The organism is Streptomyces sp. NPDC058240, from assembly GCF_042882135.1.
In the GTDB taxonomy this organism is placed as follows: domain Bacteria; phylum Actinomycetota; class Actinomycetes; order Streptomycetales; family Streptomycetaceae; genus Streptomyces.
The window spans coordinates 125,243-142,098 of record NZ_JBHVWT010000014.1; the positions used below are offsets into that span (position 1 = coordinate 125,243).

11 protein-coding genes are annotated in these 16,856 nt (G+C 71.2%); 4 read left to right on the top strand and 7 right to left on the bottom strand.

The genetic code is table 11. The annotated features are described in order from the left end of the window. Positions 1–22 precede the first annotated feature (22 nt). From ACFVX4_RS22760 to ACFVX4_RS22770, 3 genes are all read right to left on the bottom strand, one after another. Positions 23–658, bottom strand: a complete 636-nt coding sequence (locus ACFVX4_RS22760) for an XRE family transcriptional regulator (protein WP_389980322.1) — start codon at positions 656–658, stop codon at positions 23–25. Between the two features lie 170 nt (positions 659–828). Next, complete coding sequence (locus ACFVX4_RS22765; RefSeq protein WP_389980230.1) at positions 829–1,503, bottom strand: response regulator; 675 nt, start codon at positions 1,501–1,503, stop codon at positions 829–831. Beyond that, positions 1,500–3,191, bottom strand: coding sequence for an ATP-binding protein (locus tag ACFVX4_RS22770; protein ID WP_389980232.1), 1,692 nt, complete (start codon positions 3,189–3,191; stop codon positions 1,500–1,502). Before ACFVX4_RS22770 ends, ACFVX4_RS22765 begins: the two co-directional genes overlap by 4 nt. 167 nt (positions 3,192–3,358) lie before the next feature. Here ACFVX4_RS22770 and ACFVX4_RS22775 point away from each other — a divergent pair, with 167 nt between their 5' ends. The 3 genes from ACFVX4_RS22775 (at position 3,359) to trxA (ending at position 5,559) form a co-directional block, all read left to right on the top strand. Then, positions 3,359–4,717 (top strand): cation:dicarboxylate symporter family transporter, encoded by a 1,359-nt coding sequence (locus ACFVX4_RS22775; RefSeq protein WP_389980234.1) that lies wholly within the window; start codon positions 3,359–3,361, stop codon positions 4,715–4,717. A gap of 92 nt (positions 4,718–4,809) precedes the next feature. Then, positions 4,810–5,214 carry a MerR family transcriptional regulator gene (locus ACFVX4_RS22780; RefSeq protein WP_389980236.1) on the top strand — a complete coding sequence of 135 codons (405 nt, stop codon included), beginning with the start codon at positions 4,810–4,812 and terminating at the stop codon, positions 5,212–5,214. 3 nt (positions 5,215–5,217) lie between these two features. Further along, on the top strand, positions 5,218–5,559 hold the full coding sequence (trxA, locus tag ACFVX4_RS22785) for a thioredoxin (protein WP_323180280.1): 342 nt from the start codon (positions 5,218–5,220) through the stop codon (positions 5,557–5,559). Positions 5,560–5,624: 65 nt separating this feature from the next. Here the strand turns inward: trxA and glgB are convergent, their stop codons facing one another. The 4 genes from glgB to ACFVX4_RS22805 all read right to left on the bottom strand — a co-directional run bounded on the left by glgB (position 5,625) and on the right by ACFVX4_RS22805 (position 13,508). Further along, positions 5,625–8,060, bottom strand: coding sequence for a 1,4-alpha-glucan branching enzyme (gene glgB, locus ACFVX4_RS22790; RefSeq protein ID WP_389980238.1), 2,436 nt, complete (start codon positions 8,058–8,060; stop codon positions 5,625–5,627). Between the two features lie 76 nt (positions 8,061–8,136). Next, entirely contained in the window at positions 8,137–9,537 is a 1,401-nt protein-coding gene (locus tag ACFVX4_RS22795; RefSeq protein WP_389980240.1) for a maltokinase, read from the bottom strand. A gap of 234 nt (positions 9,538–9,771) precedes the next feature. Then, positions 9,772–11,478: a maltose alpha-D-glucosyltransferase gene (treS, locus tag ACFVX4_RS22800; RefSeq protein WP_389980242.1), complete on the bottom strand. Its 1,707-nt coding sequence runs from the start codon at positions 11,476–11,478 to the stop codon at positions 9,772–9,774. Then, a complete protein-coding gene (locus ACFVX4_RS22805) occupies positions 11,475–13,508 on the bottom strand; it encodes an alpha-1,4-glucan--maltose-1-phosphate maltosyltransferase (RefSeq protein ID WP_389980244.1) in 2,034 nt (677 codons plus the stop codon). Before ACFVX4_RS22805 ends, treS begins: the two co-directional genes overlap by 4 nt. A 640-nt stretch (positions 13,509–14,148) precedes the next feature. Here ACFVX4_RS22805 and glgP point away from each other — a divergent pair. Beyond that, a complete protein-coding gene (glgP, locus tag ACFVX4_RS22810) occupies positions 14,149–16,752 on the top strand; it encodes an alpha-glucan family phosphorylase (RefSeq protein WP_389980246.1) in 2,604 nt (867 codons plus the stop codon). The last annotated feature ends 104 nt before the right edge of the window (positions 16,753–16,856 follow it).

A 16,856-nucleotide genomic window follows, 5' to 3' on the forward strand; every position in this document is an offset into this window, starting at 1 on the left:
TCGAAGGTCACCCGACAGCCTCTCACCCGTCCGGCCCCGGCACCCCCGCCGCCCGCCAGAACCGTTCCAGGACCTCCGCCAGGAACACCCGTCCCGCGTCGCCCGTCGCCCCGGCCCGCTCCGTACCCGTGCTCCAGCTCAGCGTCGACACCATCAGCGACTGGTAGTCGGCGTGCAGCTGTTCCAGTACGTCCTGGAGGAAGCCGCGCTCCAGCGGCACCAGCTTCGCCACCGCCCGCAGCTGGGCCTGCCAGCGCGTCGTCACCGCGCCGCGCAGCAGCTCCGCCAGCTCCTCGTCCCGGCCGGACACCGTCACGAACCCGGCGGGCGTCAGCCCCAGCACCTCGGCGAGCACCGCGGACTGGCGCTCGTTGCCGCGCCAGCGCCCCGAGTCCTCCATCCGCAGATACGCGGAGGCGGTCAGCCCCAGCAGCCGCGCCAGCTCCTCCACGGCCAGCTCCCTGGCCACCCGGTGCTCCCGCAGGGTGCGCGCGGCGGTGAGCAGTTCGCCCGGCGAGCACCACAACACCCCGGCCAGCGCCGTGAGTTCGTACTCGCTCGGGACGGCGAGCCCGCGCTCCCAGGCGACCACCGTCTCGGTGCTGATCCGGAGCCCGTACTGGGCCCCGAGACCGTACGCGACGTGGCCGGGAAGCATCCCCAGGGCCTCGCGCAGTCGGCGCGCGGCGGGGGCGTTGAACGGCGGGGAGGGGTGCACGGCCCCACCGTAGGAGTCAAGGCATGGAATGACTACGGTGTGTTCCACCGATATCCACGGCTCGTAGGAACGTCCGAGGGCCCGCCCGGCGGACCATGGCCGGGCACGGCTCAGGGATTCTGGCTCACCCACCGGTAGTGCAGCTCCGGGCGCCCGATCTGGCCGTACTGCGGACTGCGCACCGCACGTCCCACCGTCACCAGATGCTCCAGATAGCGGCGTGCGGTGATCCGCGAGATGCCCAGCTCCTCCCCGGCCGCCGCCGCCGTCACCCCGTCCGGGGCAGCCCGCAGGGCGCGGGTCACGGCCTCCAGCGTCGGGCCGCTCAGCCCCTTCGGCAGCCGGGCCGGCTGCGGCGCGCGCAGGGCTCCGAGCGCCCGGTCCACCTCGTCCTGGCCGCTCGCCTCACCGGCCGCCGCGCGGAACTCCGCGTAGCGCACGAGCCGGTCGCGCAGGGTGGCGAAGGTGAACGGCTTCAGCACGTACTGGACGACACCGAGCGACACTCCCTCCCGGACCACCGCCAGATCGCGGGCCGACGTCACCGCGATGACATCCGCCGAGTGCCCGGCCGCGCGCAGCGAGCGCAGCAGTTGCAGCCCGTGCCCGTCGGGCAGATACAGATCAAGGAGCAGCAGATCGACCGGGGTACGGTCCAGCGCCCGCACCGCCTCCGCACGCGAATGCGCGACGGCCGCCACCGTGAATCCGGGGACGCGGCCCACGTAGAGCCGATGGGCGTCCGCGGCTACGGGATCGTCCTCGACGACCAGCACCTGGATCACGCCGTGGCCTCCTTCGTGGTGTGCGCCGGACGGCCGGCGACGGTCAGTGGCAGCCGTACCGTGAATCGCGCCCCGCCGTCCGTCCCGCCGTCCAGCGCGACCGTCCCGCCGTTGCGGTGCACCGCCTGCTGGACGAGCGCCAGCCCGATCCCGCGGCCGGTGCCGTGCGTCGACCAGCCGCGCTCGAAGACCTCGGCGGCGTCCCGGGGATCGATCCCGGCCCCCGTGTCGGCGACCCGCAGCAGCAGTTCGCCCTCCCCGGCCAGCGCGGTGACGGTGACCCGGGCACGGGCGGCCCGGCCGCTCCCCGCACCCCGCTGGGCGGGCACGGACCCGGGACCCGGCACGCCGGTCACCGCCTCCGACGCCGCGTCCACCGCGTTGTCGATCAGATTGCCGAGGATCGTCACCAGATCCCGCTGCGGCAGCGTCGCCGGCAGGGCGCCGTCGTCGATCAGGCTGTCGTCCGCGAGCACCAGCTCCACCCCCCGTTCGTTCGCCTGCGCCGCCTTGCCGAGCAGCAGTGCGGCCAGCACCGGTTCGGCGACCGCGCCCACCACCCGGTCGGTGAGGGCCTGGGCCAGCTCCAGCTCGGCGGTGGCGAAGCCCACCGCCTCCTCGGCCCGGCCCAGTTCGATCAGTGAGACGACGGTGTGCAGCCGGTTCGCCGCCTCGTGCGCCTGCGAGCGCAGGGCCTGGGTGAACCCCCGCTCCGAGTCCAACTCGCCGGACAGCGCCTGGAGTTCCGTGTGATCGCGCAGCGTCACGACCGTCCCGCGCTGCTCCCCGCCCACCACCGGACGGGTGTTGACCACGATCACCCGGTCCGCCGTCAGATGCAGTTCGTCGACCCGCTCCTCGGAGGCGAGCAGCGCACCGGTCAGCGGCGCCGGCAGATCCAGCTCGACGATCCTGCGCCCAACCGCACCCGGCTCCAGACCGAGCAGTTCCCGGCCCGCGTCGTTGATCAGCGCGATCCGTCGCCGCCCGTCGAGCATCAGCAGCCCCTCGCGCACCGCGTGCAGCGTGGCCTGGTGGTAGTCGTGCATCCGGCTCAGCTCGGCGGCGTTCATGCCGTGCGTGTGCCGCCGCAGCCGGGCGTTGATCACATACGTGCCGATGCCGCCGAGCGCGAGCGCCCCGCCCGCCGCCAGCCCCAGCGCCCCGAGCTGCGCCCGCACCTGCGAGGAGACCCGTTCGACCGTGATGCCCGCGCTGACCAGACCGGTGATCCTGCCGCCGTCCCGGATCGGGGTGACGACCCGGATCGAGGGGCCGAGCGTGCCGGTGTACGTCTCCGTGAACGTCTCGCCGCGCAGCGCCCGCGCGGTGTGCCCGAGGAATTCCTCGCCGATCCGGTGGGAGTCCGGGTGCGTCCAGCGGACCCGGTCCGGGGACATGATCGTGACGAAGGCGATCCCGGTGTCCTTGCGGACCTTCTCCGCGTACGGCTGCAGCACGGCGGACGGGTCCCGGGTACGGATCGCCTCCCGCACCGACGGCGAGTCGGCGATCGCCAGCGCGGCCGACCTGACCTGCTTGGCCGCGGTCTCCTTCGCCTGCTCGCTGCCGGAGGCGTAGGCGAAGAACGCGCACCCCGCCACCACCGCCGCCACCAGCACCACCTGCATGGCGAAGAGCTGACCGGCCAGGCTGCGCGGGCGGGTACGGGGGCGGGGGAGACGCATGGCCACAGTCTGCCTGGCCGAAAACCAATGAACGAAATGCACGCAACGGTGACCGGCGTCACAGGGGGCGAGATATTCGCCAAGGGTTTTTCCGGCTCCCATCCGCCGGACAGCCCTTGCGCCCCCAGGGACGGGGGAGTGACCCGGACGAACCGAGGAGAACCCCCGTGGGAGTGGCAGCCGCCAAGCGGGACCGCACGCACTATCTGTATCTCGCCGTGATCGCGGCGGTGGGGCTCGGCATCCTCGTGGGCTTCGCGGCCCCGGGCGTCGCCGTCGAGCTCAAGCCGATCGGCACCGGCTTCGTGAACCTGATCAAGATGATGATCTCGCCCATCATCTTCTGCACGATCGTGCTGGGCGTCGGCTCGGTGCGCAAGGCCGCCAAGGTCGGCGCGGTCGGCGGCCTCGCCCTCGGCTACTTCCTGGTCATGTCGACCGTCGCGCTGGCCATCGGTCTGCTCGTCGGCAACCTCCTGGAGCCCGGCCAGGGCCTCCACCTCACCGAGGCCGTACGCGCCGCGGGCGAGAAGCAGGCGGCCGGTGCGGGCGAGTCCACCGCCGACTTCCTGCTCGGCATCATCCCGACCACGATCGTCTCCGCCTTCACCGAGGGCGAGGTGCTGCAGACCCTGCTCATCGCCCTGCTCGCGGGCTTCGCGCTCCAGGCCATGGGCTCGGCGGGCGAGCCGGTGCTGCGCGGCATCGGCCACATCCAGCGCCTCGTCTTCCGGATCCTCGCCATGATCATGTGGGCGGCCCCGGTCGGCGCGTTCGGCGCGATGGCCGCGGTGGTCGGCGAGACCGGCGTCGACGCGCTGAAGTCCCTCGCGATCATCATGATCGGCTTCTACCTCACCTGCGCGATCTTCGTCTTCGTGGTGCTCGGCACGATCCTGCGGCTGGTCGCCGGGGTCAACCTGATCGCCCTGCTGAAGTACCTGGGCCGCGAGTTCCTGCTGATCCTCTCCACCTCCTCCTCCGAGTCCGCCCTGCCGCGGCTCATCGCGAAGATGGAGCACCTCGGGGTCAGCCGGCCGGTCGTCGGCATCACCGTGCCGACCGGCTACTCCTTCAACCTCGACGGCACCGCGATCTACCTCACGATGTCCTCGCTGTTCATCGCCAACGCGATGGGCGACCCGCTGAGCGCCGGTGAGCAGGTCTCGCTGCTGCTCTTCATGATCGTCGCCTCGAAGGGCGCCGCCGGAGTCACCGGCGCGGGCCTGGCCACCCTCGCGGGCGGCCTCCAGTCGCACCGCCCGGGACTGGTCGACGGCGTCGGCCTGATCGTCGGCATCGACCGCTTCATGAGCGAGGCCCGCGCCATGACGAACTTCGCGGGCAACGCGGTGGCCACCGTCCTGGTCGGCACCTGGACCAAGGAGATCGACAAGGAGCGTGTGGACCAGGTCCTCTCCGGTGCGCTCCCGTGGACCGAGCAGATGCTCAATCAGGACGCCGACACGGGCACCGTCCCGGAGCCGCGGGGCAGCGAGGAGAAGCACGCGGTGGCGAAGGCGTAGCCACCCGGAACACGTACAGGGCCGTCGCGGGAACCCCGCGGCGGCCCTTCGCGCTTGCCTTGACGTCCGCGTCAAGGTCTACCGTCGAGGACATGCGAATCGGGGAGCTGGCCGAACGGGCCGGGACGACCACGCGGACTCTGCGCTACTACGAGTCACGCGGGCTGCTGTCCGCGCGGCGGGCCGACAACGGCTACCGCGCGTACGACGAGGACGATCTGCGGCTGGTCCAGCAGATCCGGACCCTGCAGGACTTCGGGTTCGAGCTGGAGGAGACCCGGCCGTTCGTCGACTGCCTGCGCGCCGGCCACCCGGCCGGTGACGCCTGCCCCGCCTCGCTCGCCGTCTACCGGCGCAAACTCGGCGAGCTCGACTCGCTCATCGAGCAGCTCCAAGCGGTCCGCGCCCAGGTGGGCGCAGAGCTCGCCAGGGCCGAGCTGGAGGCCGGGGCAGCGCTCCCGGGCGGTCCGGAACCACGTTGTGAACTGGGAGGATGACAGATGATTCATGCAGAGGGCGTGGCCGAGGTCACCGACACCACCTTCGACACGGAGGTGCTCGCGGCGGACCTGCCCGTGCTGGTCGAGTTCACCGCCGACTGGTGCGGCCCGTGCCGCCAGATCGCCCCCGTGCTCAGCGCCGTCGCCACCGAGCTGGCCGGGCGCATGGAGGTCGTCCAGCTGGACATCGACACCAATCCGGGCATCGCGAGCCGGTACGCGGTGCTGTCGGCACCGACCCTGATGGTCTTCCGCTCCGGCGAACCCGTGAAGTCGATGGTGGGCGCCCGCCCCAAGCGCCGGCTGCTCCAGGAACTGGAGGACGTCTTCGAGACGGTGTGAGAGCGGGCCGGGGCGCGTGGCCCGCGAGCGGGAGAACGAGACGGTCGCGGGCCCCGCGCCGTGCCTCAGACCGGCTTCAGCCAGACCGTAGCCAGCGGCGGCAGCGTCAGCAGCAGGCTGCCGGGCCGGCCGTGCGCGGCCACCGGCTGCGGCTTCAGCGGATCGGGATGGCCCACGTCGCTGCCGCCGTACCGGGCGGCGTCGGTGTTGAGGACCTCCGCCCACGCCACCCGGTCCCCGCGCATGTCCGGGACCCCCACCCGGTAGTCGTGCCGCACCACCGGGGAGAAGTTGCTGACGGCCAGGAGCGGTGAGCCGTGCGCGTCGTAGCGCAGGAAGGCGAAGACATTGTCCTCGGCCGCGCCGCCGTCCACCCAGTCGAAGCCCTCCGGAACGGTGTCGCGCTGCCAGAGCGCGGGGGTCGCGCCGTACACCGTGTTCAGGTCGCTCACCAGGGTGCGTACGCCCCGGTGGTCGCTCTCCGCCGCGTACGAGGGGTCGAGCAGCCACCAGTCCGGGCCGTGCCCCTCCGACCACTCCGCCCCCTGGGCGAACTCCTGTCCCATGAACAGGAGTTGCTTGCCCGGGTGGGCCCACATGAAGCCGAGGTAGGCCCGGTGGTTGGCACGCTGCTGCCACCAGTCGCCGGGCATCTTGGAGACCAGCGACCGCTTGCCGTGCACCACCTCGTCGTGCGAGATCGGCAGGACGTAGTTCTCGCTGTACGCGTACACCATCGAGAAGGTCATCTCGTTGTGGTGGTACTTGCGGTGCACCGGCTCCTTCGACACGTACTCCAGGGAGTCGTGCATCCAGCCCATGTTCCACTTCAGCCCGAAGCCGAGGCCCCCGAAGCCGCCGGGGCCGACATGGTGGGTGGCGCGGGTGACGCCGTCCCAGGCGGTGGACTCCTCCGCGATGGTCACCACACCCGGATTGCGTCGGTAGACGGTGGCGTTCATCTCCTGGAGGAAGGCGACGGCGTCCAGATTCTCCCGCCCGCCGTGCTCGTTCGGGGACCACTCGCCCTCCTCGCGCGAGTAGTCGAGATAGAGCATCGAGGCGACGGCGTCGACCCGCAGCCCGTCGATGTGGAACTCCTCGCACCAGTAAGTGGCGTTGGCCACCAGGAAGTTGCGTACCTCGGTGCGTCCGAAGTCGAACTCCAGCGTGCCCCAGTCGGGGTGCGCCGCCCGCGACGGATCGGAGTGCTCGTACAGCGGCCGGCCGTCGAACTCGGCCAGCGCCCAGTCGTCGCGCGGGAAGTGCGCGGGCACCCAGTCGACGATCACGCCGATCCCGGCCCGGTGCAGGGAATCGACGAGGAAACGGAAGTCGTCGGGGGTGCCCATGCGCGACGTCGGGGCGTAGAAACCGGTGACCTGATAGCCCCAGGAGCCGCCGAAGGGGTGCTCGGAGACCGGCATCAGCTCCACATGCGTGAACCCCAGATCCCCTACGTACGCCGGGAGTTGGGAGGCCAGCTGGCGGTAGGTGAGCCCCGGGCGCCAGGACGGAAGATGCACCTCGTACACGGACATCGGCGCCTCGTGCACCGGGACGTCCCCGCGGTGCGCCATCCACTCCTGGTCCCGCCATTCGTGGTGCGAGGCCGTCACGATCGAGGCGTTGGAGGGCGGCACCTCGGCGTACCGGGCCATCGGGTCGGCGCGCAGCGTGTGCGAACCGTCCGGGCGGCAGAGGTCGAACTTGTAGAGCGCGCCCTCCCCGATCGCGGGCAGGAACAGCTCCCACACCCCGGTGGAGCCGAGCGAACGCATCGGGAAGCCGGTGCCGTCCCAGTAGTTGAAGTCCCCGATGACCCGCACACCGCGGGCGTCGGGCGCCCAGACGGTGAACCGGGTGCCCGCCACTCCCTGGTGCTCCATGGGCTGCGCGCCGAGGGCGGTCCACAGCTCCTCGTGCCGCCCCTCGCCGATCAGATGCAGATCGAGATCGCCGAGCGCGGGCAGGAAGCGGTACGGATCCTCCACCTCGATCTCGTTGTCGTCGTAGGCGACCAGCAGCCGGTACTCGGGCAGTGCGGGCATCGGCAGCAGCCCGGAGAAGAAGCCGTCGCCGTCGTCGTGCAGCTGCGCCCGCAGCCCCTTGGCGAGGACGGTCACCGATCGGGCGTACGGGCGCAGCACCCGGAAGGTCACACCACCCCGGACCGGGTGGGCGCCGAGCAGGTCGTGCGGGGCGTGGTGCTCACCGGCGAGCAGCCGTCCCCGGTCGCCGTCGTCGAGGGGGCGCGCCTGCCGTACGCCCTGGCTGCCGGCGCTCCGGCGGGGGCGCGGCGTCGCGGTGCCGGCCCGCTCGGCCGGCGGCTTCTTCCGTCCGGCGGGGGCGGCCGGTTCCGGCGACGGCGGCGCCGCCCCCGCCTCGGCCGGGCCCGCGGGGGCCGGTGCCCCGTCGGGTGCCGGTGGCTGGACTCGGGGGACCTCGGTGGGGGCGGGCGTTTTGGCGGACGGCTTTCGGGACGGCTTGCGGGCGGTCACAGGGACAGCCTCCTCGGAGGGTGTTGAGGGGGAGAAGGGGACGGGAGAGCGACGAGGGGGTACGCGCGCCGGGCCGTCAGTCGTCGGCGGCGGCCAGACGGTGGATCGCGGCCATCGGGACCGGAAGCCAGTCGGGCCGGTGCCGTGCCTCGTACAGCACCTCGTACACCGCCTTGTCGGTCTCGTGGGCGCGCAGCAACTCCGGTTCGCTGCGCGGGTCGACGCCCGCCGCGTCGGCGTACCCCTCGCAGTAGGCGGTCCGGCAGCGGGCCGCCCAGTCGGCGTTCCACGGGCGGTGCGAGCGGGCCGCGTAGTCGAAGGAGCGGAGCATCCCGGCGATGTCGCGCACCGGGAGCTGCGGCCGGCGGCGCTCGGGCAGCGGTCTGGCCGGTTCGCCCTCGAAGTCGATCAGTGACCAGAAACCGTCGGCCGCGCGCAGGGTCTGGCCGAGATGGAGATCGCCGTGCACCCGCTGGGCCGCCCAGTCGCGTCCCCGGTGCCCCAGCGCGGCCACCGCGTCGAAGGCGGCACGCAGCCCGGGGACGTACGGCACGAGCTCCGGCACCGCCTGGGCGGCGGCCTCCAGCCGGCGCACCATCGAGGCGGCGAGGCGCTCGGTCTGGGCGCGTTGCAGGGCGGGCGTCGGCAGGGCGGCGGCGAGCGCGGTGTGCACCTCGGCGGTGGCCCGGCCCAGCGCGCGGGCCTCGCCGGTGAAGTCCAGGCCCGCGGCCAGGGCGCGCAGGGCGAGCCGCCAGCCGTCCTCGGCGCCGCTCAGGAACGGCTGGAGCACACCGAGGGTGAGCGGCCGGGGGGTGATGGACTCGAACCAGGCGACGGGGGCGGGCACCCGCCCGCAGCCCTCCTGCGCCAGCGCCAGCGGAAGTTCCAGATCGGGGTTGGTGCCCGGGAAGATCCGGCGGAAGATCTTGAGGATGTAGGCGTCGCCGTAGACGAGCGAGGTGTTGGACTGCTCGGTTTCGAGCAGCCGCGGTGCGAGCCCCGCGGCGATGGCCGGACCGCTCCGGTCGAAGCGCAGGGCGCCGAGCGTGCCGGGGGTGCGGAACCGTTCCAGCAGGAGTGCGGCGAGGCGCGGGTCGTGCAGCCCCTCGTAGACGGTGCGGCCGGCCAGCGGCCCCTCGGTCACCTGGCCGATGAGCGCGGGCGCCAGCCGGGGCGGCAGCGCGGCCCGTACGCCGAGCAGCAGTTGGTAGCAGTCGTCCGGCGACTGCGCGGGCGTGGCCGGCTGATGGGCCCGGACCAGCAGATGGAGCAGCCCGGTTCCGGTTCCGGCGGCGACGGAACCGGTGCCCACGGGCAGTATTTCGGTCGCCGACACCAGCGAGAACGCGGTGACCGGCCGCCCCTTGCCCGCGAACCACCGCTGCCGGGGCAGCCATTCGTGCAGCAGGGGGGCGAGAGACGGGAGCAGGGCTGTGCTGTCAGCCAGGGCGACCCGAGTGGATGCAGCCTCCGACATGGCATCGCGTCCTTTCCCCGGGCACACCACAGGATGCGAAGAGTGTCCCGGATTGCGGCAATAGCTGTCCGGCTGTGCGGGACGTGTCGGGTCAGGATGGTCCGTACGGACTCGACTCGATGGGATCGAAACGCCAGATGGGACCCGGAAGGGGCCGTACGTGTGCGACGTGGGGGGTGCCCCGTGCGGGGCGGCGGAAACCGCCCCGCGGTCGGTGTGGGAGAGGGTGTCCGGTCAGCTCGGCGGCGCGTCCTTGCGCAGCCGGAACCAGTAGAAGCCGTGCCCCGCGAGAGTCAGCAGGTAGGGCCATTGGCCGACGGCGGGGAAGCGTACCCCGCCGATCAGCTCCACCGGGTGACGCCCGGTGAACGACCGCAGATCGAGCTCCGTCGGCTGCGCGAACCGCGAGAAGTTGTGCACGCACAGCACGAGATCGTCCCCGTGCTCACGGGTGAAGGCGAGCACGGCCGGGTTCGACGACGGCAGTTCGTTGTACGAGCCGAGACCGAAGGCGGGGTTCTGCTTACGGATCTCGATCATCCGCCGCGTCCAGTGCAGCAGCGACGACGGCGACGCCATCGACGCCTCGACATTGGTGACTTGGTAGCCGTAGACCGGATCCATGATCGTGGGGAGGTAGAGCCGCCCCGGGTCGCTGGAGGAGAACCCGGCGTTCCGGTCGGGCGTCCACTGCATCGGGGTGCGTACGGCGTCCCGGTCGCCGAGCCAGATGTTGTCGCCCATCCCGATCTCGTCCCCGTAGTAGAGGATCGGGGAGCCGGGCAGGGACAGCAGCAGCGCGGTGAACAGCTCGATCTGGTTGCGGTCGTTGTCCAGCAGGGGCGCGAGCCGCCGCCGGATGCCGATGTTGGCCCGCATGCGCGGATCCTTGGCGTACTCCGCGTACATGTAGTCGCGCTCTTCGTCCGTGACCATTTCGAGGGTGAGTTCGTCGTGGTTGCGCAGGAAGATGCCCCACTGGCAGTTCTTCGGGATCGCCGGTGTCTTCGCCAGGATCTCGGAGACCGGGTAGCGGCTCTCGCGCCGGACGGCCATGAAGATCCGCGGCATCACGGGGAAGTGGAACGCCATGTGGCACTCGTCGCCGCCGACCTGGTACTCGCCGAAGTAGTCGACGACGTCCTCCGGCCACTGGTTGGCCTCGGCGAGCAGCACGGTGTCCGGGTAGTGAGCGTCGATCTCCTTGCGGACCCGCTTGAGGAAGTCGTGCGTCTCCGGGAGGTTCTCGCAGTTGGTGCCCTCCCGCTGGTAGAGATACGGCACGGCGTCCACCCGGAAACCGTCGATGCCGAGGTCCAGCCAGAAGCGGAGCGCGGAGATGATCTCCTCCTGCACCGCCGGGTTCTCGTAGTTGAGATCGGGCTGGTGGGAGAAGAACCGGTGCCAGTAGTACTGCTTGCGCACCGGGTCGAAGGTCCAGTTGGACGTCTCCGTGTCCACGAAGATGATCCGGGCGTCCGGGAACTGCTTGTCGTCGTCGGCCCAGACGTAGTAGTCGCCGTACGGCCCCTCCGGGTCGGTGCGGGACTGCTGGAACCAGTCGTGCTGATCGCTGGTGTGGTTCATGACGAAGTCGATGATCACGCGCATCCCGCGCTGGTGCGCGGCGTCGACGAACTCCACGAAGTCGGCCAGATCACCGAACTCCGGCAGCACGGCGGTGTAGTCGGAGACGTCGTAACCGCCGTCGCGCAGCGGCGACTTGAAGAACGGCGGCAGCCAGAGGCAGTCGACGCCCAGCCACTGCAGATAGTCCAGTTTGGCGGTGATGCCCTTGAGGTCGCCGATGCCGTCGCCGTTGGAGTCCTGGAAGGACCTGACGAGGACCTCGTAGAAGACGGCGCGCTTGAACCAGTCGGGATCGCGGTCCTTGGCCGGGGTGTCCTCGAACGTGTCGTGGACAGGCTCATTGACGATCATGGTGTGGGTGACCCTCCGGTCGGCGGGGACGGTCGCAGGACGACGATGTGCGCGGGCGTGACGCCCGGCTCTAGGCGCACATAGAAGGTCCTGCCCCAGTGATAGGTATCGCCGGTGAGCTCGTCGCGCACCGGCACGCGCTCGTGCCGGTCGAGGCCGAGTCGCGGCATGTCCAACGAGACCGTGGCCTCGTGGGTGTGGTGCGGGTCGAGGTTGACGACCACCAGAACGATGTTCGACCCCGAACGCTTGCTGTACGCGATCAACGCGTCGTTGTCGGTGGAGTGGAAGTGCACGTCGCGCAGCTGCTGCAGAGCCGGGTTGCGGCGCCTGACGCGGTTGAGCGTGGTGATGAGCGGGGCCAGCGAACGGCCCTCGCGCTCCGCCGACTCCCAGTCCCTGGGCCGGATCTGGTACTTCTCCGAGTCGAGGTACTCCTCACTGCCGGGCCGGACCGGGGTGTTCTCGCACAGCTCGTAGCCCGCGTACACACCCCAGGAGGGGGAGAGCGTCGCGGCGAGGACGGCCCGCGTCTCGAAGGCCGGGCGGCCTCCGGCCTGGAGATAGCCGGACAGGATGTCCGGCGTGTTCACGAAGAAGTTGGGCCGCATGTAGGAAGCGGTTTCGCCGGACAACTCCGTGACGTATTCGGTGATTTCCTGCCCGGTGTTGCGCCAGGTGAAATACGTGTAGGACTGCTGGAAGCCGATGGCCGCGAGCGTCTTCATCATCGCGGGCCGGGTGAATGCCTCGGCGAGAAAGATCACATCGGGGTCGGTCCGGTTGATGTCCGCGATCACCTTCTCCCAGAAGATCACCGGCTTGGTGTGCGGATTGTCGACGCGGAAGATCCGCACCCCGTGATCCATCCAGAACCGCAGAATGCGCACGGTCTCGGTGACCAGTCCGCGCAGATCCTTGTCGAAGGCGATCGGATAGATGTCCTGGTATTTCTTCGGCGGATTCTCGGCATAGGCGATCGTGCCGTCCGCACGATGGTGGAACCACTCCGGGTGTTTCTCCACCCAGGGGTGGTCGGGAGAACACTGGAGCGCGAAATCGAGGGCGATCTCCATACGCAGATCGCGGGCTGTCCCGACGAAATGATCGAAGTCTTCGAGGGTGCCGAGCCCGGGATGGACGGCGTCGTGACCGCCCTCCGCGGAGCCGATCGCCCACGGCACCCCCACGTCGTGCGGGGCCGGGGAGAGCGAGTTGTTGGGGCCCTTGCGGTGGGTGGTTCCGATGGGGTGGATCGGCGGGAGATAGACCACGTCGAAGCCCATCGCGGCGACCGCGGGAAGCCGCTCGGCGGCCGTGCGGAAGGTACCGCTGACGATCCTCGCCGGCTTCCCGGCCCGGCCCGCCCCGCCCTTCCTTCTCGTCGGCGCGGCCGGTTCGACCCTGGCCCCCTCCGAGCGCGGGAACAGCTCGTACCAGGAACCGAACAGGGCCCGCCGGCGCTCGACCACCAGTGGCAGCGGCCGGGACGCGCTGACCAGTTCGCGCAGCGGATGGCGGGCGAGCGCGGCCTGCGCCTCGGGGGCAAGCGCCGCGGCCAGCCGGGCGGCGGCCGGGCGGGACGTGTCGCGCAGCGCGTCGACGGCGGCCAGCACCGCCTCGCGGCCGTCCCGCTTGGGCACGCCCCCGGCGGCCCGCTCGTACAGCTCGGCACCCTCCGCCAGGACGAGCGCGGTGTCGATCCCCGCCGGAATCTTGATCCGGGCGCGCTGCCGCCAGGTGGTGACCGGATCGCTCCAGGCCTCGACCGTATACGTCCAGCGGCCCTCGGAGACCGGGGTGACATCGGCGCCCCAGCGGTCGGTGCCGGGAGCGAGCTCGCGCATCGGCGTCCACGGGCCGGGCCGCCCGCTCGGGTCCGTCAGGAGCACATTGGCGGCGACGGCCTCATGCCCCTCGCGGAAGACGGTCGCGGTCACCTGGAAGGTCTCATCGGCAACGGCCTTGGCGGGCCTTCTGCCGCAGTCGACGAGGGGACGGACGTCGAGGACGGGAATGCGACCGATCATGGAATCACCTGGGGACTGGGGTTCGGGCCGAACGGGGCGCGGCACAGTGGCGGAGGGCGAAATGCGCGCACCGCGACCGATGGGGTCCGTCCTTTCTAGCTGCTCCGTCGACGGCTGGTGGGGTGTGGGCATGGCCGCTCCTGTCCGCATTCACTCGAATGGCAGTCGAATGACCTGGGCGCGGGTATGTTTCGCGCATGTGAACCGGATGAACTCCACACCCGCGGATGCCTCGCATTCTTGCTGCATTCGGGCGGTATTCATTTGGTGCCCGGGGCGCACTCGGACTGTGTACCGGAGAAGCCTTCCCACGATTCCCGGTGGGCCAATCCAGTGATTCTGTTAACTACTCGGGCGTATTCATGACGACCTGTTCGCACCGGGCGTCGCCCCGTGTGCGCGGGCTCGCCGGTGACCCTCCGGACGCCACTGGGCAGCTTTCTCCTTGGTGTGGAGTGCCACAAGACCGGACGGGGGAATGGAATCGGCCATTACCTGTGTGGTCGATGTGCCTGGAGGGGTCGTGCGGGAATCCGGTTACGGATGGGGCGGGGCCCGCCGCTGCCGTCGAGGGTGACGGAGCGCCGCACACCGTGGTGCGTCCCCTCGGATCCGTACGTCCCCTGTAAAGGTGGAACACGTGAAGGCCATTCGTCGGTTCACCGTGCGCCCCGTCCTCCCCGAACCCCTTCGACCGCTCAGCGACCTCGCCCACAATCTGCGCTGGTCCTGGCACACCGAGACCCGTGAGCTGTTCCAGGCCGTCGACCCGGAGGTCCGGCGGACGGCGGAATGCGATCCGGTGCGGTTGCTCGGTGCCGTATCCGCCGGACGACTCGCCGAGCTGGCCCGGGACCAGCAGTTCCTGCACCGGCTGACCGGGGCCTCCCAGGACCTCCGGGACTACCTGCACGGACCCAGGTGGTACCAGGAACAGCTGGAGCTGGGAGCGGAACTCCCGGCCGCCGTCGCCTACTTCTCGCCCGAGTTCGGAGTGACCGCGGCCCTGCCCCAGTACTCCGGCGGGCTCGGTATCCTCGCCGGCGACCACCTCAAGGCCGCCAGCGATCTGGGCGTCCCCCTCGTCGGGGTCGGACTGCTCTACCGGCACGGCTACTTCCGCCAGAGCCTGTCGCGCGACGGCTGGCAGCAGGAGCACTATCCGGTACTCGATCCGAACGAGCTCCCGGTCGCCCTGCTGCGCGAGGCCGACGGAACCCCGAGCCGGGTGGTGCTGTCCCTGCCCGGCGGCCGTTCGCTGCACGCCCACATCTGGCAGGCCCGGGTCGGACGCGTACCGCTGCTGATGCTCGACTCCGACGTGGAGGAGAACGCGCCGGGCGAACGCGAGGTGACCGACCGGCTGTACGGCGGCGGCAGCGAGCACCGGCTCCTCCAGGAGATGCTCCTGGGCATCGGCGGCGTACGGGCCGTGCGGACGTACTGCCGGCTCACGGGGCACCCGGATCCCGAGGTCTTCCACACCAACGAGGGGCACGCCGGCTTCCTCGGACTCGAACGCATCCGTGAACTCTCCGGCACCGGAATGGACTTCGACTCCGCGGTGGAGTCCGTACGGGCCGGCACGGTCTTCACCACCCACACGCCGGTGCCCGCCGGGATCGACCGCTTCGACCGCGAACTCGTCGCCCGGCACTTCGGCGACGACGGCGAACTCCCGGGCGTGGCCGCCGAACGCATCCTGCAACTGGGCATGGAGACCCACCCCGACGGTGAGACCGGTCTCTTCAACATGGCGGTGATGGGACTGCGGCTCGCCCAGCGGGCCAACGGGGTCTCCACCCTCCACGGCTCGGTCAGCCGGGAGATGTTCGCCAGGTTGTGGCCGGGCTTCGACGCGGCCGAGGTGCCGATCACCTCGGTGACCAACGGGGTCCACGCACCCACCTGGGTGGCGCCCGAGGTCTTCCGGCTGCGCAACCGCTACGGCGGCACGCCCGGACGCTGGGACTCCGCCGCCGAGGTCCCGGACCGGGAACTCTGGGACCTGCGGCGGTCCCTGCGCGGACAGCTGGTCACCGAGGTGCGCGAGCGGCTGCACGCCTCATGGCGTGCCCGGGGCGCCGAGCCGGCCGAACTCGGCTGGATCGACGGCGTGCTGGACCCGGACGTGCTGACGATCGGCTTCGCCCGGCGCGTTCCCTCGTACAAGCGGCTCACGCTGATGCTGCGCGACCGCGACCGGCTGATGGAACTGCTGCTCCACCCGACCCGCCCGATCCAGATCGTCGTCGCCGGCAAGGCCCACCCCGCCGACGACGGCGGAAAGCGGCTGGTGCAGGAGCTGGTGCGGTTCTCCGACGATCCCCGGGTGCGCCACCGCATCGTCTTCCTGCCGGACTACGGGATGGCCATGGCGCAGAAGCTCTACCCGGGCTGCGACGTATGGCTGAACAATCCGCTGCGCCCGCTGGAGGCCTGCGGTACGAGCGGGATGAAGGCCGCGCTCAACGGCTGCCTCAACCTCTCGGTGCTCGACGGCTGGTGGGACGAGTGGTTCGAGCCGGACTTCGGCTGGGCGATCCCGACCGCCGACGGTCTGGCCCTGGACGAGGACCGCCGGGACGATCTGGAGGCCGCCGCCCTCTACGAGCTGATCGAGGACAGGGTCGCGCCCCGCTTCTACGACCGGGGCGACGAGGGGCTTCCGGAGCGCTGGATCGAGATGGTCCGCCGCACGCTGGGCACGCTCGGTCCCAAGGTGCTGGCCGGGCGGATGGTGTGCGAGTACGTGGAGCGGCTGTACGCGCCCGCCGCGCGCGCCCGGCGCGCGCTGGACCCCGGGACGGCGCGCCGGCTCGCCGACTGGAAGGCCAGGGTCCGTGCCGCCTGGCCGCGCGTGGCCGTCGACCATGTGGAGGCCGTGGCGCCCACCGCGGCGGACGGCTCGGCCGAGCTGGGGGCGACGCTGACGCTCCGGGCCAGGGTCGCCCTCGGGGTGCTGGAGCCGGACGACGTGGAGGTGCAGGCGGTGGCCGGCCGGGTGGACGCCGCCGACGGGATCTCGGACGCCCAGGTCTTCCCGCTGAAACCGGCCGGGGGCCAGGACCTGGAGGGCCGCTGGCTCTACGAGGGGCCGCTCGCCCTCGACCGCACGGGGCCGTACGGCTACACGGTGCGGGCGCTTCCGGCCCATCCGCTGCTGGCGACCGGAGCGGAACTCGGCCTGGTGGCGCTGCCCACGGAGGCGGCGGGGGACGGTGCGGGCGTGCTGATGCGCTGAGAGCCTGTCGGGGGGGGCCCCCCCCAAGGGGCCCCCCCCACCCCCCGGCCCCCCACCAACCCCCCCCCCAAAACCACACCACAAAAAACAAGGTCCCCCCCCCC